The 22,167-nt window shown below is 50.8% G+C and carries 17 protein-coding genes, 4 pseudogenes and 1 riboswitch; of the genes and pseudogenes, 15 read left to right on the top strand and 6 right to left on the bottom strand.

Annotated elements, in window-relative coordinates:
• Positions 1 to 7 precede the first annotated feature (7 nt).
• Entirely contained in the window at positions 8 to 499 is a 492-nt protein-coding gene (locus JCM10914_RS23015; protein WP_023965239.1) for a CcdC family protein, read from the top strand.
• Positions 500 to 575: 76 nt separating this feature from the next.
• Here the strand turns inward: JCM10914_RS23015 and JCM10914_RS23010 are convergent, their stop codons facing one another.
• Both JCM10914_RS23010 and JCM10914_RS23005 read right to left on the bottom strand, forming a co-directional pair.
• Entirely contained in the window at positions 576 to 1,589 is a 1,014-nt protein-coding gene (locus tag JCM10914_RS23010; protein ID WP_023965237.1) for an NADP-dependent oxidoreductase, read from the bottom strand.
• Between the two features lie 77 nt (positions 1,590 to 1,666).
• Positions 1,667 to 1,927, bottom strand: coding sequence for a metal-sensitive transcriptional regulator (locus JCM10914_RS23005; RefSeq protein WP_023965235.1), 261 nt, complete (start codon positions 1,925 to 1,927; stop codon positions 1,667 to 1,669).
• Positions 1,928 to 2,187: 260 nt separating this feature from the next.
• On the opposite strand from JCM10914_RS23005, the gene JCM10914_RS23000 reads away from it, so the two are divergent.
• Complete coding sequence (locus JCM10914_RS23000) at positions 2,188 to 3,933, top strand: alpha-glycosidase (protein ID WP_023965233.1); 1,746 nt, start codon at positions 2,188 to 2,190, stop codon at positions 3,931 to 3,933.
• 136 nt (positions 3,934 to 4,069) lie between these two features.
• Here the strand turns inward: JCM10914_RS23000 and JCM10914_RS22995 are convergent, their stop codons facing one another.
• Positions 4,070 to 4,540, bottom strand: coding sequence for a hypothetical protein (locus JCM10914_RS22995; RefSeq protein WP_023965231.1), 471 nt, complete (start codon positions 4,538 to 4,540; stop codon positions 4,070 to 4,072).
• Positions 4,541 to 4,733: 193 nt separating this feature from the next.
• Between JCM10914_RS22995 and JCM10914_RS22990 the strand changes: the two genes are divergently transcribed.
• The 4 genes and pseudogenes from JCM10914_RS22990 to JCM10914_RS29390 all read left to right on the top strand — a co-directional run.
• Positions 4,734 to 5,684 carry an AraC family transcriptional regulator gene (locus tag JCM10914_RS22990; protein ID WP_023965229.1) on the top strand — a complete coding sequence of 317 codons (951 nt, stop codon included), beginning with the start codon at positions 4,734 to 4,736 and terminating at the stop codon, positions 5,682 to 5,684.
• Between the two features lie 120 nt (positions 5,685 to 5,804).
• A complete protein-coding gene (locus JCM10914_RS22985) occupies positions 5,805 to 6,887 on the top strand; it encodes a Gfo/Idh/MocA family protein (RefSeq protein WP_023965227.1) in 1,083 nt (360 codons plus the stop codon).
• A 32-nt stretch (positions 6,888 to 6,919) separates the two neighbouring features.
• Positions 6,920 to 7,760 (top strand): annotated as a pseudogene (locus tag JCM10914_RS22980) (hypothetical protein).
• Positions 7,761 to 7,921: 161 nt separating this feature from the next.
• A pseudogene (locus JCM10914_RS29390) lies at positions 7,922 to 8,159 on the top strand (ATP-binding cassette domain-containing protein); the annotation flags it as partial.
• 28 nt (positions 8,160 to 8,187) lie between these two features.
• Here JCM10914_RS29390 and JCM10914_RS22975 read toward each other — a convergent pair.
• On the bottom strand, positions 8,188 to 9,888 hold the full coding sequence (locus JCM10914_RS22975; RefSeq protein WP_023965221.1) for an alpha-amylase family glycosyl hydrolase: 1,701 nt from the start codon (positions 9,886 to 9,888) through the stop codon (positions 8,188 to 8,190).
• A gap of 580 nt (positions 9,889 to 10,468) precedes the next feature.
• Between JCM10914_RS22975 and JCM10914_RS22970 the strand changes: the two genes are divergently transcribed.
• From JCM10914_RS22970 to JCM10914_RS29385, 4 genes and pseudogenes are all read left to right on the top strand, one after another.
• Positions 10,469 to 11,500 (top strand): LacI family DNA-binding transcriptional regulator, encoded by a 1,032-nt coding sequence (locus JCM10914_RS22970; RefSeq protein ID WP_023965220.1) that lies wholly within the window; start codon positions 10,469 to 10,471, stop codon positions 11,498 to 11,500.
• A 121-nt stretch (positions 11,501 to 11,621) separates the two neighbouring features.
• Positions 11,622 to 12,271: pseudogene (gene pgmB, locus JCM10914_RS22965) on the top strand (beta-phosphoglucomutase).
• Between the two features lie 60 nt (positions 12,272 to 12,331).
• On the top strand, positions 12,332 to 14,638 hold the full coding sequence (locus JCM10914_RS22960; protein WP_023965216.1) for a glycoside hydrolase family 65 protein: 2,307 nt from the start codon (positions 12,332 to 12,334) through the stop codon (positions 14,636 to 14,638).
• Positions 14,639 to 14,912: 274 nt separating this feature from the next.
• Positions 14,913 to 15,104: a transposase gene (locus JCM10914_RS29385; protein ID WP_023965214.1), complete on the top strand. Its 192-nt coding sequence runs from the start codon at positions 14,913 to 14,915 to the stop codon at positions 15,102 to 15,104.
• A 328-nt stretch (positions 15,105 to 15,432) separates the two neighbouring features.
• Here JCM10914_RS29385 and JCM10914_RS22950 read toward each other — a convergent pair whose 3' ends face one another.
• Together JCM10914_RS22950 and JCM10914_RS22945 are read right to left on the bottom strand one after the other, a co-directional pair.
• The gene (locus JCM10914_RS22950) at positions 15,433 to 16,479 is read right to left on the bottom strand and encodes an EAL domain-containing protein (protein ID WP_023965212.1); all 1,047 of its coding nucleotides are present in this window, start codon (positions 16,477 to 16,479) and stop codon (positions 15,433 to 15,435) included.
• 198 nt (positions 16,480 to 16,677) lie between these two features.
• Positions 16,678 to 18,210, bottom strand: coding sequence for a GGDEF domain-containing protein (locus JCM10914_RS22945; protein WP_036719699.1), 1,533 nt, complete (start codon positions 18,208 to 18,210; stop codon positions 16,678 to 16,680).
• Positions 18,211 to 18,423: 213 nt separating this feature from the next.
• Between JCM10914_RS22945 and JCM10914_RS22940 the strand changes: the two genes are divergently transcribed.
• The 5 genes and pseudogenes from JCM10914_RS22940 to JCM10914_RS22920 all read left to right on the top strand — a co-directional run bounded on the left by JCM10914_RS22940 (position 18,424) and on the right by JCM10914_RS22920 (position 22,142).
• Positions 18,424 to 18,807 (top strand): VOC family protein, encoded by a 384-nt coding sequence (locus JCM10914_RS22940; RefSeq protein WP_023965208.1) that lies wholly within the window; start codon positions 18,424 to 18,426, stop codon positions 18,805 to 18,807.
• A 126-nt stretch (positions 18,808 to 18,933) separates the two neighbouring features.
• Positions 18,934 to 19,047: riboswitch (TPP riboswitch) on the top strand.
• Positions 19,048 to 19,162: 115 nt separating this feature from the next.
• Entirely contained in the window at positions 19,163 to 20,200 is a 1,038-nt protein-coding gene (locus tag JCM10914_RS22935; protein WP_023965206.1) for an ABC transporter substrate-binding protein, read from the top strand.
• Between the two features lie 33 nt (positions 20,201 to 20,233).
• Positions 20,234 to 20,527 carry an MTH1187 family thiamine-binding protein gene (locus tag JCM10914_RS22930; RefSeq protein ID WP_023965204.1) on the top strand — a complete coding sequence of 98 codons (294 nt, stop codon included), beginning with the start codon at positions 20,234 to 20,236 and terminating at the stop codon, positions 20,525 to 20,527.
• Positions 20,524 to 21,277, top strand: a pseudogene (locus JCM10914_RS22925) (ABC transporter permease). Before JCM10914_RS22930 ends, JCM10914_RS22925 begins: the two are co-directional and overlap by 4 nt.
• Before the next feature lie 34 nt (positions 21,278 to 21,311).
• Entirely contained in the window at positions 21,312 to 22,142 is an 831-nt protein-coding gene (locus JCM10914_RS22920; RefSeq protein WP_023965198.1) for an ABC transporter ATP-binding protein, read from the top strand.
• Positions 22,143 to 22,167: the final 25 nt, after the last annotated feature.

Below are 22,167 nucleotides of genomic sequence, written 5' to 3'. Positions count from 1 at the left end.
TTGAATTGTGGTTGATTTTAACTCCCCAATTCTTCAAATAGGTTCAACGGTTGCGATGCTCGTGATGGCGTTGACGGTCATTTTCATCCGGATGAAGGCCAGCCACCGGCCTGTTACCGTCAAGAAGATTATTATCCCGCCGCTCGCCATGAGCACGGGCTTTCTCATGTTCGTAGAGCCGCAGGTTCGCATTCCCTTATGGTGGGCTGGTATTGCCTTTCTGGTCGGATGGTTCATCTTCTCCTATCCCCTTATTCGCAGTACAAAGTTTCAGAAAGTCGATGGTCAGATCTTCATGCAGAAATCCAAGAGCTTCGTCTATATCCTGCTCGGTTTGCTTGCTGTCCGGCTGCTCCTGCACGGATACATAGAACAACATATCTCCATCCCACAGACGGCCGCCTTATTCTTCTTGCTGGCTTACGGCATGATCACGCATTGGCGCTTCTCCATGTATCGGCAGTATCAACAGATTACGAGCCCGGAAGCCGCCATGTAGAACAGATAACTTCATCATTAGCAACAAGAGTGCCGATGTCTTGATCGGCACTCTTGTTATATTCACGCCATTAAGTTCATGCTTCCCCTTCACTGACCTTCACGAGCTGCTTTCCGAGATTTTCTCCAGAGAACAGGCCCAGGAAGGCTTCCGGCGTCTTCTCGAACCCTTCCACGATGTTCTCTACGTACTGAATTTTGCCATCGCGCACCCATTCGGCTAACTCATGCAGCGCCTCGTTATATCTCTCCGTATAATCGCCGATTAAGAATCCCTTCATCAACGCCGTATTCGTCAGCAATAAACTCTGAGTGCGCGGCCCTGTATCAGGCTTCTCCAAGTTATACAGGGCAATCTGGCCGCAGATTGGAATTCGCGCGTTCTTGTTGATCAATCGCAGGACGGCATCCGAAACGTCACCGCCGACATTATCAAAGTAGACATCAACGCCATCAGGACATGCTTCTGCCAGCGCTAAAGCCACATCCTCCGTTTTGTAGTTGATCGCTTTATCGAAGCCAAGCTCCTCAACCAAATATTTGATTTTCTCATCCGAGCCGGCAATGCCAACGACGCGCGCTCCCTTGATTTTGGCGATCTGACCGACCACCATACCCACTGCCCCCGCCGCACCTGAGACGACAACTGTTTCACCGGATTGGGGCTGACCGATATCAAGCAGGCCGAAATATGCCGTCAGTCCGGTCATACCAAGCACGCCGAGCGCTGTAGTGACGGGCGCCAATTCCGGATTAATCTTGCGCAGTTTGGAGGTGCTTACGGCCGCATATCGCTGCCAGCCCCAATTCCCTGTCACGTAATCGCCTACTCGGCACTGCGGATCTGAAGATTCCACAACGCGCCCGATCGCTCCGCCTCCGATCACTTGACCGACGTCATAAGGCTTGGCGTAACTCTTCGCATCACTCATTCTGCCTCTCATATACGGATCGACCGACAGATATAGCGTCTTCACCAACACTTCCCGATCTTTGGGTTCTGGAAGCGGCTGCTCTTCGAACGTAAACACAGACTCATCCGGCAATCCCTCCGGACGTTTAGCTAGAATGATCCGCTCATTCATAGACATATCATTTCCCTCCTCTTCAAAAAAGCCTTCTCCATACATGTACCCAAATTGCGAGGCTCCTAAAGACATGGAAATATTTATCTACTCTTCACCAACAGGTTCACCGCATCTTGCACCAGCTTCTCCGTATCCTGCCCATTTACTTCAGCTTCACGAACACACTCCACCAGGTTGGAACTTACGACAACGCCGATCGTACGATCGATCGCTGTTCGGGAGGCCGATAACTGCGTAATGACATCCCGGCAATCCTGATTCTCCTCCATCATCTTGAGGATGCCGCGCAGTTGTCCTTCGATTCGCTTAATCCGATTTTTCATCTGATCATCGTACTGCATATATGATATCCCTCCTCGTATTCTTTCTCGTTGCTAATGGTTCTGCCAGTATAGACTTCTCTCTATTATACAACAATCGTCTCATGATTCATTGCAGCTTGCCGCGTGGGTCTTGTGCACCTCGGAAAGCCATGGTATATTCAATAAAGATCGAACATCATAATTTAAAGGCAATGTTATCTTACGAAGGTACAACCTCGGCTATTTATAGTCCTGGCTGTACCTTTTTTTATTTTCTAAATTTAAAGGAGGAATCATTCATGTTCTTGGAAGCCATCTATCACCGCCCGCGCAAAAACTGGTCCTATGCCTATGACGGTACAACCGTCCACCTCAGAATTCGTACCAAAAAAGACGATCTCAGCGAGGTGTACGCCCTTGCCGGCGACAAATACATGTGGGACAAAACAATGGAATACATTCCGATGAACAAGCTCTCATCCGATGAAATGTTTGATTATTGGGAGTGCGAAGCGACACCGCCCTACCGCCGCTTGAAATACGGGTTCCTGCTGCAGCAAGGCGAAGAAAAGCGCTGGATGACCGAGTACGATTTTCTGACAGAGCCACCTGTGAATCCGGATCGTCTATTCGAATATCCGTTCATTAATCAGGAAGATGTGTTCCAACCGCCGGCTTGGGTGAAAGACGCCATCTTCTATCAGATTTTCCCGGAGCGCTTCGCGAACGGAGACCCTAGCAATGACCCTGATGGAGCTTTAGCTTGGGGCAGCGCCGAGCCGACGCCTAAGAATTTCTTCGGCGGAGATCTTCAAGGGGTCATCGATCATCTCGACCATCTTAGCAGCCTGGGCGTGAACGCGATTTATTTCACCCCCCTCTTCACGGCAACAACGAACCACAAGTACGATACGGAAGACTACATGGAGATCGATCCGCAATTCGGCGATAAGGATACGTTGAAGAAATTGGTGGACCTGTGTCATGAACGCGGCATTCGTGTTCTGCTCGACGCCGTCTTCAACCACTCGGGTAGAACCTTTGCGCCATTCCTCGACGTGAAGAAGCACGGCAACGACTCCAAGTACAAAGATTGGTTCTATGTACGTTCACTGCCACTGGAAGTCGTGGATCGAATTCCAACCTATGATACGTTCGCATTCGAGCCGCTGATGCCGAAGCTGAATACCGAGAACCCTGAGGCAAGAGCGTATCTGCTGAAGGCGGCGGAATATTGGATCAAGGAAACCGGCATTGACGGCTGGCGGCTGGATGTAGCCAACGAGGTTGGACACGGCTTCTGGCGTGAATTCCGTCAGGTTGTAAAAAAAGCCAATCCGGATGCCTACATTCTAGGCGAGGTCTGGCATGAATCCTCCATCTGGCTCGAAGGCGATCAGTTCGATGCCGTCATGAACTACCCGTTCACCAACGCCGTGCTGGACTTCTTCATCAACCGTACCGCAGATGCTGAGAAGTTCTCTTTCATGCTGGGCAAGCAACTGGCAGGGTATCCAAGACAGGCTAGCGAAGTCATGTTTAATCTGCTGGACAGCCATGATACGGCCAGGCTGCTGACACAAGCTCAAGGAGACAAACGCTTGATGAAACTGGCTGTCATGTTCCAGTTCACTTATTTCGGCACACCTTGTATCTATTATGGCGATGAGATCGGCATGGATGGCGGGCATGACCCAGGCTGCCGCAAATGCATGGAATGGGATGAGGGGAAGCAGGATCAAGATCTGTTCAGCTTTTATCAGACTCTGATCAAGCTGCGCAAGGAGCATGCCGCTCTTCGCACCGGATCGTTCAAGTTCCTGAAAGCCGAGAAGAACGGCGGACGGATCGCTTACCTCCGTCAAGACGATAACGAGACGATCCTCGTTGCCGTCAATAATGACAAAGCTGGCCACACGATCACTGTCCCGGTGCTGGAACAGCAATGGACGAACCTCTGGAATGGCGAGCAGCATCTTGCCAAGCAAGGTCAACTGACCGTAAAACTGCCGGCATACGGATTTGTTATTTTGAAAGCTAACTAAATCATGGCCTGCGCCCCTCCTTCACCCCCTTGCCTCGCGCAAAGGGTCGGTTGAAGGGGGGTTTTTAGGTTGGCTTGCGCCGTCACCTTATTGCTTCGCATGAGCTGGCGGAGACATGCTTGTTCTGGGGAAGTGGTTACAGCTGGCCGATCAGGTTCTTAAGCTCTGTCGTGGATTTGATCGTCACACGATACCCCGTATGCGTGTCCGTACTGTATATGACCATGCCTTGATCTGAATTTGAATCGAGCCACAGATATACCGTCACCGGCTTCCCTTCAAGTTCGAGTTCTGCTTCATAATCCGGCATGCTTACATCGAGGATGCCTTGCTTTTGCATGGCATCTTGAATTGCCTTGTGGAACCGTTCCACGTCCTCCGGTCGCTCCAATCGTCCAAGAACACGTGAGTCCGTATCCGCGTTCGTGCCGGATGCCAGACCCCGTTTGATCACGATCATCCCGTCGGCGGGCACCGTGCTGGACGCAGATTCACTACGATCTACCCCTGCAGAAATCATCAGCCCTGCTGACGTTCCGCAAGCTGTAAGCGATATCGAGGCGAGCAGCAGAACCAGTCCCTTTATAAACCTGCTGTATACACTCATTCCGATCCCCCTGCTTTCGCTTGATTTTTGCGTTCCTTATAGTCTTAGACCATTCATTGCCTGCAAATGTTACAGCTCATCTCAATACTTCATCGATTTCATGTGGATTTTCCAGATTTCCGCTTCCTTCATGCCCTAAATCAGTTATGCTATGAATAACCTATATCACAAGAACGATGAGGAGGTACCCTGGTTGGCTATACATTGGAATGAGCCGGATATTGCCGATTATACAAGCAGAGGCATTGCCTACTTCCATTCGGAACACGAGATGATCAGTGGGCTCCCTTGCAAAATGTACCGAATTACCGAGGATTTCGGTTCACTCTCCGACCATATGCATGACTATCTTCAAATCTGGTATGTCAGCAAGGGCGAATTCATTCACACCCTCAACGGAAAACGCTACCGGATGGTACAAGGTAACCTCTTCGTCCTCCCTCCATACAGCGTCCATCGGGTAGAGATGATCCCCAGCCAGGAGCTGGAGGTGCTTGGCTGCGAATTCATGCCTGCCTTCATCCACGAGAAATTACAGAACAAGCCCACGGACGAACAACTCTTTGACCTCACGTTCATTGAACGCTTTATCGCACCGGAAGAGAATGTTCCGCCGAAGATTACCTTAACCGGAAGCAGTGATCTGGCCGCCAGAGCGCTGCTGACCGAGATGCTGAATGAATACAATACCCGCGGACCTTATTACCATATCCTCCTTAAAGCTAACCTACTGAAGCTGCTGGCTATTATTAATCGCGAGCATGACGATCAGATTCACCATCTGTCCAAATCCGCAAACGCCAGCATTCTGTATCGCGAGCCAATATTGGAATCAATCCGATATATCCATGACCATTACGACCAGCCGCTGCGGCTTGATGATCTGTGCGCTAGAACGATGATGTCCCGGACGAACTTTTGCCGTCAGTTCAAGGAGATGACCGGCCGTACCTTCAGTCAATATGTAGCCAACTACCGGATCCGCATGTCCATGCGCCTGTTATCCGAGCCGGATATGACCGTCACCGAGGTCTGTTATAAGGTCGGCTTTAATGAACTGCCTTATTTCTGCCGCATTTTCAAGAAGTATACCGGCACGACGCCGGCTTATTATAAGAAGAACGCCTTTACTCCTGTACAATAATCCAATAAATAAACACGATAATGAAATCGGTTCCTCGCTTCCCGTGCTATACTCAAACGCAAGTCAACCCTTGCTCTTGTATTCATGGCATGAACAATCCACATATCCGGAGGAGAAACGATGAACAACATTACGATTGCCGTTATCGGCTGTGGCACAATAGCCAATAGTGCCCATATCCCTGCTTATGTCGCCAATGCAGATGCGAAGATCAAATACTTCTGCGATATTCAGAAGGACCGGGCCGAAGCCGCCGTGACCAAATACGAATGCGGCCAAGCCATTGAGAATTATCACGTCATTCTGAACGATCCCGAAGTCGATGCCGTCTCCATCTGTACCCCCAACGACGTCCATGCCTCGATCGCAATCGACTGTCTGCGCGCGGGCAAGCACGTTTTGTGCGAGAAGCCGGCTGCCCGAACTTATTCGGAAGCGCTGGAGATGCAGAAGGTTCAGCACGAGACGGGCAAGACCCTCAATATCGGCGTGGTGAACCGTTATAATGCCAGCGTGAATCGCATTAAGAAAATGATCGAGAACGGCGATCTCGGCGAGCTGTACCACGTATATGCCAGCTTCCGCTCCCACCGCTCCATCCCAGGGCTCGGCGGCGCTTTCACAACGAAGGCCATTGCGGGCGGCGGCGCGCTGATTGACTGGGGCGTTCACTTTCTGGACGTGGTTATGTATTGTACCGGCGATCCGGCACCGAAGACTGTATCCGGGCAAGCTTATTCCAAGCTCGGCAAAGACATGGAGAATTATACGTATCTCAAAATGTGGGCGGGTCCGCCGAAGTACGATGGCACCTACGATGTTGATGATTTCGTCACGGCACTCGTTCGGACCGAAGGTCCTACCATCTCCCTCAACGGAGCCTGGGCCCAGAATATCGGCGCGGAAGAGATGTTTATCGACTTCCTGGGTGACAAGGGCGGTATTCGCTTGAAATATGGCGCGGACTTCACGTTCTACACGACCGATGACGGCGCCCTGATCGAGACGACACCAAAGTTCAATCTCGGCAGCATGTTCCAGAATGAGATCGACAGCTTTATCGAATGCATCCAGACCGGAGAGAAGCAGCCATCGCATATCGACACGGTCATTCTGTCCTCCCAGATCATCCAGGCGATCTACGATTCATCGGACAGAGGCGAGGAAGTTTCACTGCAAGCGGTAGCCCAGAGCAGCAAGTAACCTCATTGCGAACGGCCAGGGAGGCTAATATGATGAAAAAAATCGGGTTTATTGATCTTCACCTCGACCAATTTCATGCGAATAAATACCCCGCCTGGATCGAACAGGCTTCAGGCGGGGCCATGAAAGTCGTCTATGCCTACGGCAAGCGGGACAAGGAGAACGGCATTTCCAATGCGACTGGTGTAAGGAGCACGGCATTGAACTGCTGGCTACCATTGAGGAAGTCGTAGCACAAAGCGACTATCTCATTGTGCTATCACCCGACAATCCGGAATGCCACGAGGAGCTGTCGCAGCTCCCGCTGAAGTCCGGCAAGCCGACATATATCGATAAGACCTTTGCTCCAGATCGGGCTACGGCCATCCGTCTGTTCGATCTGGCGGAAGCCCATGGAACGCCGATGTTCTCCACCTCTGCGCTGCGCTTCGCCAGCGAGTATGCCGAGCTTGATTCGCAGGGCATCCAGACGATCAACAGTTGGGGACCCGGAGCATTCTCCAATTACGCAATACATCAGATCGAACCGATCATCAGCCTGATGGGCGCGAACCCGCTGCGCGTGATGTATACCGGGACCGCCGAGTCCCCCGCGCTTCTGATCGACTTCGGCGACGAACGTCAGGCGACAATCAACCATCTCGGGGATAACTGCCCCTTTACGCTTGGCATCAAGCAGGATACGGGAAGCTTCAGCCAAGTAACGGCGAATTCGAACTTCTTCCTGCTGTTTATCGAGCAGCTTGTAAGGTTCTTCGAGTCCGGCCGGCCTACCGTGGCTTCCGCGGAGACGATCGCCGTCATTACGGTGATCGAGTATGGTATGAAGCAGCTCAGACGCCTTACGTATGGGTGGATCTGCCTACAGCCTAATCAAACAAAGGGACTTGCTCAAGGCCATATCGGCCTGGTGGCAAGTCCCTTTGCGCATGTACAATCTTATACTTCTTTTCGCACGTTCTTTCTACCTTTTATGTGCAAAGGGTTCCATCATTCGTCATTGTAACATGGGAGATCATACGTTCAGATATCGGATCGGCCAGCCCTTAAGCACACTGTCGGGAGGAGAGCGGCAGCGGGTTAAACTGGCGGGCAGAGCTCGACAAACGCAGTGAAATATATGTTCTGGACAAGCCCTCAACCGGGCTTCATCTATCCGACTGCGAACGCCTGATGTCCATCATTAACCGGCTTGTCAGTCAGAACAGCACGGTCATTGTCATCGAGCATAATTTGGATATCATCAGCCAAGCGGATTGGATCATCGACATGGCTTCCACTGTTATAGATTGGCCGCTGCCTACTCCAAAATGACGGTCGTATAAGGCGGTAGCGTTAGGCTGCTGCCGTTTAATGCTGCACTGTCGTCCGTTGTTCTCGCCAGCGACTGGAACGCGTCATCTCCGCTCTTCGGTGCCAGCTCCACTGTCTGCTCCTTGCCAGACAAGTTATGGACCACAAGCGCTTTGTTGTCATCGGTACGGCGGACGTAAGCCATGACCTGCGCATTGCCGGAGGCAAAAGATTCAATGGTGCCGCTATGGATGGCAGGCATGTCATTACGCCATCCTATCAGCGTACGGTAACGGGATAGCAAGGAATCGGCATCCCTTAGCTGCTGCTCCACGCCTTGTACCGAATCGCCTTGATTATGCTTCAAGGGCTCCCAGGTCGTCTGCCCCTTATCGCTGCCTGTATTGGACCAGATCATGGGCTCCCGGATCTGCTCGTCAGGCTTCGTCCCCTTCATGCCGATCTCTTCGCCGTAATAGATGAACGGATTGCCGGGCATGGTCAGGAGAATGCCTGCGGCCATTCTGGCGTGATGCTCATTACCTTGCAACTGTGACATGGTCCGATTGATATCGTGATTTGTCAGGAATGTGGCATCGGAGAATGCGCCACCGGATACCTGGCTGAACAAGCCATACGTGCGCTCCAGTGTGAAGGCCAGATTATTGTCCTTCTCGTTCTTGACTGCGCCCAAGATGCTCTCGCCCAGTCCAAAATTAAACCCGGAATCGAATGCCTTATCCAAGTACGGTGCGATCACCGCGGCGGAGTTATCCCAGATCTCCCCGACGATGTAGGCATCCGGATTCACCTCGTTCAGACTTGCGCGAAACTCCTGCCACCACGCCGTGTTCTTCGCCGTCGTGGCCTCGCCCTTGTCGGTCACCAAGTCTTCGAATATATGCTTGGCCGCATCAATCCGGAATCCATCAACACCGAGTTCAAGCCAGAACTTGCCGATGTCCTTCATTTCCTCGCGTACCTTGGGATTGTCGAAATTCAGATCCGGCATACCACCCCAGAATGTGCCCATATAATGGGCCCCGTTCTTCTCATGCCAAGGTGTTCCGCTTCCTGCCGCACTTGCGCCGGTTGGCTCCTTGCCCTGGTCTTCGGCCCAGACGTACCAATCACGGGTATCGGCGTCCGCACCTTGAGCCGATTCCTGAAACCATGGATGCTCGGTGCTGGTATGGTTGACGACCAGGTCCATAATGACTTTGATCCCGCGCTTATCGGCCTCAGCCAGCAGCAATTTAAAGTCCTCCAACGTGCCATAATCCGGGTGAATGTCGCGATAGTCGGTGACGTCGTAGCCATGATAGCTTGGAGAAGGATGAATCGGCATCAACCATATCCCGGTCACACCAAGATCATCGGTTGTATCCGAATTGCCATCATTCAGATAATCAAGTTTCTCGATAACTCCCTGCAGATCACCTATACCGTCACCATCAGAATCATAGAATGAGCGTACAAATATCTCATAATAAACGTCGGATGGCTGCTCATCCACCTCCGTCTTCTCCGATACGACTGGTGTTGTCACCTCAGGCTGCAGGGTTTCCTCCGTAACGGAAGGCTTGGCCTCTTCTTGAGGTGGAGATGTATTCTCGCTGCAACCTGCAAGCAGCAGACCTGCCGTCACCGTAAGTGCTGCTAACCACACTGGAACTGAGCTGCGTTTTACTCTCTTTTTTAAAACCATGTAGAATCCTCCTGTTACTATATATCGATGTACCGCATATACTCTATGTATTTTCACGTCATATTAAAGCGCAAACGTTTGTATAATAACATCCTTAAACTGTAAATTAAGCGGTTACAAATCATTAAAAGTTTACGGATTACCTCGAATTTCTTATCCTATATCCAATTCGAGGTAACTATATCATAACTCACTTGTCGCATTTGTTAAACCGTTTGCACAATGTCGTAATAAGCTGTTTTCCGGATTTTTTGCGCAATTATATCCCGCTTTCTCGATTTTTCTAATCTTTTCTTTTATTTAATAACATTTGTGAATAAATGCGCTCAGCTGACTTGGATACGTATTTACAACCCTTGCAATTAACGTTAATATAGCAGTGTGAAACCGTTTAACATGGTGGACCCAAGCGGCTAGAATCCTGCGATTCTTCGCATATTTACACTCTCGCCGGCTCACCATGAGACAAATAAAAGCGAAACCGTGCCAGCAAAGATTGATCTTCATCTGATAAGAAGAGACCGCGTCGGTTCTATCTTATTTTCAAATAATACGCAAACGGTTCCACTGGAGGTCCTATATGGCTGTAACGATTAAAGATGTTGCTAAACGTGCAGGGGTATCCCCCTCAACTGTCTCACGCGTACTGTCCAATCACCCTAGAATCAGCCGCGAAACATCACGCAAAGTGAAAGAGATCATGGATGAGATGGGTTACCATCCGAATATCATGGCTAAGAGTCTTGTCTCCAAGACCACGGAGAGCATCTGTGTCATTCTGCCGAAGCCGGCAGAGGAGCTGTTTCTCAACCTCTTCTTCATGGAGTTGATTCGCGGTATTGTTACTCAAGCGAACCGCTCCGGCTATGATGTTGTCCTTAGCTCCGGAGGCACGGAACAGGAAGAAGTCGCTGCAATATCGCGACTTCTCAATGGCCGCCGGGTAGATGGTGCTATCCTGCTCTACTCCAGACAAGATGATCAGGTCGTCGATTTTCTCAAGGCGAATAACTACCCCTTCGTGCTTGTCGGTCGAAGCGAGAAGTATCCGGATATATTGTCGGTCGACACCGACAACATACAGGCTGCTTATGATGCAACCAAGCATCTGATCTCCCTCGGGCACAAGCGAATCGGCTTTGTTAGCGGCCCTCCCAATCTGATCGTATCCCAGGATCGGATGAAGGGTTACCGCAAAGCGCTCGCCGATGCGAATCTTGAGATGCGCAAGGAGTGGATTGTAGAAGGCGAGTTCCTGCAGGAGAGCGGTTATCGAGCCATGTCCTTTTTCATGAACTTGCCGGAGCGCCCGACTGCGCTTGTCATCGTAGATGATATTGTTGCCTTTGGTGTGCTGCGGGGATTGCATGAGCTTGGATATAAAGTTCCGGAGGATGTATCGATTATCAGCTTCAATAACATTTCGCTCACGGAGCTGTCCACACCGCCGCTTAGCAGTGTAGATATCGGCATCTATAACTTGGGTTACACCGCCTCACAGGCGCTGATCCAGGCGATACGCAACGATGAGAATGCGGTGCTACCTAACCGTTATATCATCCCGCATCGATTGATGACCCGTGAGTCCTCTATGTTTGCACCGCCGAAGTAACGCCTGGTTAACTGGATTACGACCCTGCCGTACGATTCCATAAATAAAGAAGCATTGCGGTGCTTCCTTTATTTTTACGATTTAATTCAAACGTTTGCACAAGAATTGATGGAGGTTTATCATGTCATCTGTATCCACATGTTTATTCGATCTTGACGGCGTTCTCGTGGACACCGCCAAGTATCACTACATTGCCTGGAAGCGCCTTGCCGAAGAGCTCGGCTTCTCCTTCACAGAGCAGGACAACGAAAGGTTAAAAGGAGTCAGCCGAATGGCCTCCCTGGACATCCTGCTAGAGATCGGCGGCATTACGCTCGATGAGCACACCAAGCTCATGCTTGCCGATAAGAAAAACGCCTGGTACGTCGAGTACATTTCCACCATGGATGCGTCCGAGATACTGCCTGGTGCTCTGGAGTTCATTCAAGCCTTGAAGCTGCCGGCATCCAAGTGGCGCTCGGCTCTGCCAGCAAGAACGCAATGCTCATTCTCCACAACACCGGACTCACCCCCTATTTCGATGCGATCATCGATGGCACCAAGACCAGTCAAGCCAAGCCTGACCCGGAGGTGTTCACGATGGGTGCCCGGGAACTTGGAGTTGAACCCACGGCCTGCGTGGTGTTCGAGGATGCCGAAGCCGGCATTGAAGCGGCGATTCGTGCGGGCATGCGCAGTGTCGGTATTGGTTCGCCTCAGACGCTGGGGCGCGCCAACCTGATTGTGTCCTCCCTCAAGGATATTACGGTGGACCGTCTGCTAACCCTTTAGCAGCATCATCCCATAGAATGACCCCCCTATTTTTTCTAAGATTAAAGGAGTTGATGGATTGTGAAACCATATTTAAAGCTTGATGAATGGTCGATTATTGAAGAAGGCTTTGATCCTCATACACACGAAATCTCCGAGAGCGTCTTCAGCATTGGCAACGGATTTATGGGCCAGCGTGCGAATTTCGAAGAGACTTACAGCGGCAACTCCCTCCAAGGCAGTTATATGGCTGGGGTATACTACCCTGACAAGACCCGGGTCGGCTGGTGGAAGAACGGTTACCCGGAGTATTTTGCCAAGGTGCTGAACAGCACGAACTGGATCGGCATCCAGATAGATATCGACGGTACTCCGCTTGATCTTGCTCAGTGTACCGTGAAGGATTTCGTACGTGAACTCAATATGAAGGAAGGAGTCCTGTCCCGTCAATTTACGGCCGAATTGGAAGACGGCAAGCAGATTCGCGTGGAAGCCATCCGGTTTGTCAGCATGGTGCGCCATGAGATTGGAGCGATCCGCTATGCGGTGACACCACTCAATTTTGCCGGTAAACTAACCATCACGCCTTACCTCGACGGTGATGTAAAGAACAAGGATTCCAACTATGACGAGAAGTTCTGGCTGGAAGTGTTCAAGGAGACAGCACCCGGTTCTGCCGCACTGACCGTAAAGACCAAGAAGCTTGACTTCCATCTCACTTCCGTGATGTCCTATGACATTCTCAAGAACGGCGAGAAGCTTGACCTGCAAGCCGTAGAACTGATCGAGCAGGAAAAGTATGCGGCGAACCGACTTACCGTTAACGCATCCGAAGGTGAAATCGTTACGATCTACAAGTACGTAGCCAATGTCACCTCTCGCAATCATGGGCTTGGCGAACTGCTGAATGCGGCACGTGCCGTATTGGCGCCTGCGGTAGAGACGGGATTCGAGTCGCTGCTTCAGGAACAGTCACAAGCGTGGGGCGACAAGTGGAAGGAAAGCGATATCGTCATTGGCGGCGACGTGGCGGCGCAGCAGGCGATCCGGTTTAACATTTTCCAATTGAACCAAACCTATAGCGGCGAGGATGATCGTCTGAACATTGGACCTAAGGGCTTCACCGGAGAAAAATACGGCGGCAGCACGTATTGGGATACCGAGGCTTACTGTCTGCCGTTCTACCTCAGCACCGCGGACGCCAGCATCTCGCGCAACCTGCTCATCTATCGCTACAAGCATCTGGAAAAAGCGAAGGAGAACGCCAAGAAGCTCGGCTTCACCAAAGGCGCACTCTATCCGATGGTAACGATGAACGGTGAAGAGTGCCACAATGAATGGGAGATTACGTTTGAAGAAATTCATCGCAACGGTGCGATTGCCTACGCCATTTATAACTACGTGAACTACACCGGTGACTTCGCATACCTGGCTGAATATGGGCTTGAGGTGCTGGTCGAAATCTCCCGCTTCTGGGAAGAGCGCGTCAATTACGTACCCGCGAACGACCAGTATATGATGCTGGGGGTAACTGGGCCCAACGAGTACGAGAACAATGTGAACAACAACTGGTACACGAACCGCATCGCTAGCTGGACCATGGAATATACGCTGGATGTGCTAAATTATGTGAAAGAGAATGAGGAAGACCGCTACGCCGATCTCATCCGTCATCTGGAGCTGCTGGAGACCGAAACATCCAAATGGCAGGATATCATCAGTAAAATGTACTATCCGGAAGATCCCGAACGCGGCGTATTCCTGCAACAGGACGGCTTCCTGAACAAGGAATTGATCCCCGTCAAGGATCTTGACCCCGTACAGCTACCGCTGAATCAGAACTGGTCTTGGGACCGCATTCTGCGTTCGGTCTATATTAAACAAGCTGACGTGCTGCAAGGGTTGTTCTTCTTGGGCGATCAGTACGATCTGGAGACCAAGAAACGGAATTTCGACTTCTACGAGCCGTTTACCGTACACGAGTCCTCCCTCTCGCCTTGCGTCCACTCGATTCTCGCATGCGAGCTTGGCTATCAGGAAAAGGCGTACGAGATGTACCTCCGTACAGCCCGGCTCGATCTGGACAACTACAACAACGATACCGAGGACGGTTGCCATACCACGAGCATGGCGGGCACCTGGATGTCGGTCGTGCATGGCTTCGGTGGCTTGCGCGTGAAGGATGGCGTGCTGCATCTCAACCCTTTCGTACCTGGACACTGGACCTCCTTCTCCTTCAAAGTGATGTTCCGTGGAGCTCGCTTGAAGGTCAATGTCACGGACAAAGAAATCCTGATCGTCAACGAGACAGATACGTCTGTCGAGCTGAATGTAAACGGTAAGGAGTATGCAATGGACGCTCTGGGCGAGATCAAGTCGGCCCGATAAGCTTGCTGCAAACAACAAGGGTGTCCCAAAAGATCTTAGATCTTGCGAGATGCCCTTTGCTGCTGGGAGACGCTCCGCGTACGAATCGTTCCTCCCCTCGCTGTTGCTCTCACATTTCTTGGAATGGTTCTAGGCAAGGATGAAATGTGAGAGCAAAGGCGACCGCTCTCGCTTGTCCGGAATCGATTCGTCCTCTCCGCTGCGCTGTGCAGATGCTCTACTTTTTAAGACGCAAAGAAACCGTTCTTTGGTAAAATGGAAGTGCTACCCACCATTGACGAAAGGAACGGTTTCTTTGTACATTCCATATAGCATGGACCAATTTCATCTGCCAATGGATCTGGAGGACGATATTCCTCCACATCATCTCGTCAGTGTGGTCAACGAAGTGGTTAAACGCTTGGACGACCGCATCTTTTCAGCCGTCTACCCTGGCGGTGGGCGAGACAGTTACCATCCAAAATGATCACCAAAATCATCCTCTACACCTACACCCAGCATCTACTCCTCTCGTCAGATGGCCACAACGGTCCGTGAGAATGTTTACGTGTGTACTTCAGGTTCTGGCATCTGGGGCAAAGCGGCCGTTAAGCACAAAGCGAAGCTCCAAAAAAAAGTCCAGACCTTGTTCGCAACCATCGAAGCTACTTCCACATCTAGCTGTTTCAAGAGCAATTGAACCTTACTTCTGAGACGGCCCCGTTTCTCTACACATAAGGCTTATATATAACAAAACTGACCCCTCTATGTTGACGAAGGGTCAGTTTCACTTCTCTAGCAATCGACACCTCTGTCTAGTTATAGATCAGTTGTGACTGCGGATCGCGCGGCGGCCGCTCCGACGGCTTCCCGAATAAATATCCTTGCGAAAGTTCAATGCCGATATCGCGGCAGAAATGAAACTCTTCCCGTCTTTCTATACCTTCTGCCAACACCATCGCTCCAAAATCATGCGCTACCTTCGTAATCGTCTCCAACTGCTTCTGATGTGCGGCGTTCTCGTCGCAATGATCGATCAAACTCCGATCGATCTTTACATAATCCGGCTTCAGCCGAATCATCTGCTCCAATGTGGAGTAACCCGCGCCCACATCATCCATCGCCACCGAAATACCGTGATTACGATATACTTCAAAAATAGACTGCAAATGCTTCACATCATCAATGCGCTCGGTCTCCACTACCTCAAACACGAAATCCCTCGGGTCCAGATGGAGTCTGTCAATCGTGTGGAATGTATGACTGAGGCACATTTGTGCGTCATATATGGACGAAGGAAGAAAATTCACAAAGCGTTTGACACCCGTGGGAAGCCATTCCGCACTGGTCTCAATCGCGCAGGTCCGCGCCGCTCGATCAAGATAAGCTTGAAGCCCCGTCTTTCTGGCCGTTTCGAACAGCTTATACGGCTGGAAGGCTGCCCCTCCCTCAATCGGACGCAGCAAAAACTCATACGCTACAATCTGCTCGAACGAGTCTACAATAGGCTGCATATAGCTCGTAAACTGCTTATGTACAATAATGTTGACCATATCATAATGCTCCACCTGCAGTTTGAACATCTCCATAGAGGACCATGTATACCGAGGCTGCGGAGCGGTGCCGCCAGTCACACAGAAAGACAGCGATTGACGAATCTGTAGCGGAAGTGCTTGCAGACACTGTACCATATCCAACAGATCCGCACGTTCCATATACTGCACAGCACAACCTTCATCGTTCTCTTGCACCGTGTAGCCGTTCTTCGCAAGTATGTCGGATAGCTCACTACATGCAGGTCTCATATGAACGGTCCCCTGTTCCTCAATCGGTTCAAAGGTGCTGCAATTGTCGCAAATCATGTTCGTCCTCCTTGGCAAGCTAGCTCTCACTAAGCTTCTTATCGGCATTTTGAATATGATTTCTTTGCATTTTATGGATTTTATATCGAAGTTATAACCACTTGCGCAAGATTCGTGCAAAGTTTGCAGAAAGTCTGACAAAAATCGACTTATATTGCTCTTAACAACTTATTGTCGACACTTGTCTGTTAATTCCGGTTAATCCAGCTTCTGCTCCAGCAACTGCAGCATCATCGTCTGCTCCACATCGAAATGCCAACGGGCATGCCGTTCCTTCGCGGCATACATCGCAGCGTCCGCTCGTCCAATCAGTTCTTGGTCGTTCTTCGCATGATCGGGATAGACCGCGATGCCGATACTGGGCGAAGTACGGATGTCGTGTCCCTCCAAGTCGTACGGTTCGCTGAGCAAGATCCAGATCTCCTCTGCCATCCAGATGAGCTCTTGGTCTTCACCTGCTGGGCATATCATCACCGTGAATTCATCTCCGCCAAGACGTGACACGAGAATCCCTTTGGATTCGAGCGATTGAAGTCGCTGCGCAACCTTCTGGATCAACAAATCGCCGGTACGATGTCCATAGCGGTCGTTGACGCTTTTGAACCGATTCAGGTCCATGTACAGCAGTGCAACCCTTGAACCGGCCCGGTCGGCGCGATGCAGGGACCTCGATAGCTGGGCATTAAAATACCTGCGGTTGTACAAACCTGTCAAATCATCACGATGGGCCAAAGACTCACTCTGCTTAAAACTCGAATGAAGCTGCTCAAGCAACCGGTCATTCTCGATCTGGATCAGCACTTGCCGGACCAGAATTAGGACAACGCACAGCGACAAACCGGTAAACAGGCTGTTCCAGCCTCCGAACCGCTGGGCCAATAGCACAAACATGAAGCTGAGGACGCTATAAGGAAGCACATATTTAACGAGCAGGGTCCCTAGCGGCCTGGACCTTCTCTCTTGCAGTAATCTCTCTTTTGCCTGGATGTGCTGTCCTCCCGCAAGCGCCACGAAAAATACGGATAAACTATGTAAAGGATACAAATAAGAACCGATATCAACATGCATGAATCCGCCTAAATAGATATGTAGCAAGGTTCCGGCTATATAGAAGCTTCCTCCCAGACACAAATATAAGGCGGTCTGTTTGGTCAACTGCTTGGTTTTGTAATACAATACCCATATAAAAAATAAAAGCACGCAGATGCACACGAAATGCAGTATATCGATCCATAACGCACGCCAGACGGTTGGAACCACGCCTTCGCTTAGCTCGGGTATGGTCATGTACTCCCATCCCACCGTTAAGAATGTAACGCAGATTATAACCATATCTAGCGTAAACCTCATACCACGTAGTAAGCCTTGTGCACGGCGGAATAAGTAGATTATGGCGACAGCAAACATAACAACAGAAGTGCTCCAGAGAATATTCTCAGCGTTCCATTCCGATGGTCCTGCCAATACGACTCCATCATTGCCGGAAGAGATCCATCTGGCCACTGCGTCCAAGAGCAACCCCATGATGATTAGCAGCCAGAATGTGCGATTCGGCGCTTCATGATGGCGAGTTGCCCAGACCAGATACACACAAGCGGCTAACGGGGCCATAATCACCAACGCGCGTTGAAGCAATAAAGCATCCGTCATCCACATTGAAACCATTGTCTGAATGAATGTGTACAGAATCGCGAGTCGAATCCATAACGAATCGGTTGGAGATCTACTCATAAGCATTCCCCCCGGGCAAAAGGTAAGCGTGCTCACTTATGATGAATTAGGACTTAAGAATTAATGGTTTCATTTCCCATGATACTTTTTACCCAAGCAAAAGTAAAGATGGCCTGTCCAGGAAATCTCACTCTCAAAGCCAACTTGACTCATAGGAATAATATGATAATATTTCTTATCATACCTCGGTTTATATGGAAAGGATGTTATCCCATGTCTCAAAAAAGATTGGATCATGTCGGTATAGTGGTTCGTGACCTTGAAGCAACCATTGCTTTCTATACCTCTGTTGTCGGTCTGGAACTGAAGGACCGGCTCACCCATACGAACGGTGTCTTTCAGTTAGCGTTCCTTGGTTTTAATGGCAGTGATGAGACCGAAGTGGAACTTATTCAAGGTTATAGCGACTCGCTCCCGTCCGAAGGCACCGTGCATCATTTTGCAGTCAGCACCGACGACATCGAGGCCGAGCACGCACGTGTTCAAGAACTTCAAGTATCTCATGTCGATGAGGAGATCGTCTCTTTGCCTAACGGCTACCGTTACTTCTTCGTTCATGGACCAGAAGGAGAATGGATCGAGTTCTTTCAACGTTAGATACAGTGAAGCCGAACGTTAACGCGATTAATTAAATCACGTGCATATGAGCCAAGGCCTGTCCATTCGGTGTACTCCGAACTAGACAGGTCTTCGTGTTAGGTCTATAATAACGGATGTATAACTTCATATTAACAGGGGAGCTGGAATATGGCCGGCTGAGAGTGTATCACGACAGGATACTGACCCTTTCAACCTGATCTGGGTAATGCCAGCGTAGGAAGCTCATGTGTACGGCTGTTTTCATAGGCCGTAGTATATACTTACGCCGTCATGCGTCCCGATTATCGGGACGCTTTTTTTAGTTGTGAAGTTACACATCATTTACTGCGATTTCAAGGGGGAAACATCAACAATGATCAAGAGCAAATGGTTGCCTTTGCTTCTGGCCGGCATGCTGCTGCTGGTAGCAGCTGGTTGCGGCGATAGCGCGCCAAACAACACGAACAATACGGGAGCTGGGGGAGAAGGCGAACAACCGCCAGAGAAGCTCCGCAGTGTGCAGCTCATGCTCGATTGGTCGGCCAATACGAATCATACGGGTCTGTATGCCGCCAAAGAGCTTGGATATTATGAAGAAGAAGGACTAGACGTGCAGATCGTACAGCCAGGCTCCGGTGGCACGGATGCAATGGTAGCGGCCGGTAACGTACCGTTTGGCATTAGCTATCAGGAAGGCGTTACCCTTGCACGAACTCAGGGGCTGCCACTCGTCTCGATCGCCGCCATCATTCAGCATAATACTTCAGGCTTCGCGGCACCAAAGGATAAAGGTATTCTCAAAGCCTCTGATTTTGAGGGCAAGGCGTACGGGGGCTGGGGGTCTCCGGTTGAGGAAGCCGTGATGAAATCGATCATGGAGATTGATGGCGCAGATGTAAACAAGGTAAACATGATCAACATGGGCGATGCCGATTTCTTTACAGCCGTGAAACGGGACATCGATTTTGCCTGGATATTCTATGCGTGGACCGGCATTGAAGCCGAACTGCGCGGCGAACCGCTGGACATGATCTATGTGAAGGACTATTCCGAGGCACTCGATTATTACACGCCCGTCATTGTGACTAATGAGAAGTTGATTCAAGAGGATCCGGAACTCGTGAAGGCGTTCATGCGGGCAACATCCAAAGGTTACGACTATGCTATTAAGCAGCCGGAGGATGCAGCAGCCTTGCTGTCACAGGCCGTACCCGATCTCGATGCGGAACTCGTGCTGGCCAGCCAGAAGTGGCTAAGCCCGCGTTATCAGGATGATGCCCCTCGCTGGGGTGAGCAGAAAGCCGAGGTCTGGTCCGGTTACGCCGACTGGATGTTCGAACGTCAACTGCTGGAGCAAGAGCTTGAAGCCGACAGCGCATTTACGAATGAGTTTTTGCCTGAACAACCATAGATTACAATTAGATGAACGAAAGGATGAACCGTGATGGCCAATACCCTGTTAAGCATTCAAGTGATTCCCCGGACACCGGACGGTGGCGACAGCATTCCATATGTTGACGAAGCCATCCGCGTGATTCTGGAATCCGGTGTGAAGTATGAGGTGCACGCACTCGAGACGACTATGGAAGGCGATCTGTCCGAGTTGTTGCGTATTGTCGAGCGTATGCATGATGCACTCGTGCAGGCGGGAAGCCCTAGCATTATTTCTCAAATCAAAGTTGCCCACCATCCGAAAGGCATCAGCATGGATCGGCTGACCGAGAAATATCGTCCATGAAGAGTATGTGGAGTTCGATCTGGCCGCCCGTCGTGGCGGTCATCTTCTTGTTGACGGTGTGGCAGACGGCGGTCTGGCTGTTCGATATTGAACCTTTTATTTTGCCTCCCCCCTCCGCCATCGGCCTCGAAGCCATTAACGGAGCATCCGGACTCATGCAGCATACCTTGGCTACTCTGCAGTTAACGCTGGTCGGATTTACGATAGGCACAGCAACAGCTGGTTCTTTCACTGACGCTGCACATCATACCTTTCTTGAAGACAGCCCTTTATCCGCTGCTTATTCTTAGCCAGAATGTGCCGACCATCGCTCTAGCTCCACTGCTTATGATCTGGTTCGGCTTCGGCATGCTGCCCAAGGTCATTGTCATCACGCTCGTCTGCTTTTTCCCCGTCGCCGTCGCTGCATTGGACGGATTGGCGCGAACGGATCGTACCATGATGAATTATATGCAGATGACAGGTGCAACTTCATGGCAGATCTTCAGCAAGCTGGAGCTGCCTCATGCCTTGCCTTCGATCTTCTCCGGTCTGCGAATCGCTGCCACCTACTCGGTGATGGGAGCCGTGATTGGAGAATGGATCGGCTCGGACCGCGGCATCGGATATTATATGCTGCTGCAGAAATCCGGTTATCGTACCGACCGGGTATTCGTGGCAATACTCGTAATCGTACTGCTTAGCCTGTTGATGGTTGCCCTGATTACATGGCTGGAGAAGAAATTAATTCGTTGGAATCAAAAAGCGTAAGCTGTACGCATTTCAAGAAGGAGGCCGTATCCTAATGAGAACACCATCTGACACGCATTCTCGCGATGATCACATCACGTCCGCCGAGGATGCGCACGCTCCGGCGCTGGAGATTCAAGGAATCAGCAAGACCTTCTCGAATCGGCGCCAGCACGTTCATGTACTGGATAACCTTTCGCTGGAAGTGCATCCCGGCGAGTTCGTGTCCATCATCGGCCCGTCCGGCAGTGGCAAGAGCACGCTTTTTCACATCATCGGAGGACTTACCGCGCCGGATAAAGGCAGCATCTTGATGGATGGCCTGGAGATCACTGGGGCGAAGGGGCGCATCGCCTATATGCCGCAGCAGCCGGCCTTATTTCCTTGGCGCACGATTGAAGACAATGTGCTACTGCCGGAGGAACTGCGCGGCACATCCAAAGCCGCTGCTCGTTCCCAAGCCCGCAGTTGGATGGAACGCGCCGGACTCACCGGCTTCGAACAGGCTTATCCCCATACGCTCTCTGGTGGCATGCAGCAGCGAGCCGCTTTTCTGCGCGCGCTCATGAGTCCACAGGAAGTCATGTGCCTGGATGAGCCTTTTAGCGCGCTGGACGCACTAACCCGCAGCGATATGCAGCGCTGGCTGCTCGATATATGGGAGGATACGCGGCGGTCGGTGCTGATGATTACCCATCATATTGAGGAAGCACTGTTACTATCCGACAGCATCTATATTCTATCGGCGCGTCCAGGAACGGTTCTTCAACGGGTAAAAGTCCCCTTTCCTCGTCCTCGCCCTGAAGCTATCCTGTTCGACCCCACGTTCATCTCCATGAAAACCGAAATAGCCGCGATGATGAGAGAAGAACAGCAGAAGCGTTAAGCGAGGTCCTGCTGTCCCTTTCAAT

The sequence above is a fragment of the Paenibacillus sp. JCM 10914 genome (assembly GCF_001315105.1).
GTDB lineage: Bacteria > Bacillota > Bacilli > Paenibacillales > Paenibacillaceae > Paenibacillus_AQ.
The sequence above is the reverse complement of the archived record's forward strand: the minus strand, read 5'-3'. Positions and strand labels throughout refer to the sequence as shown.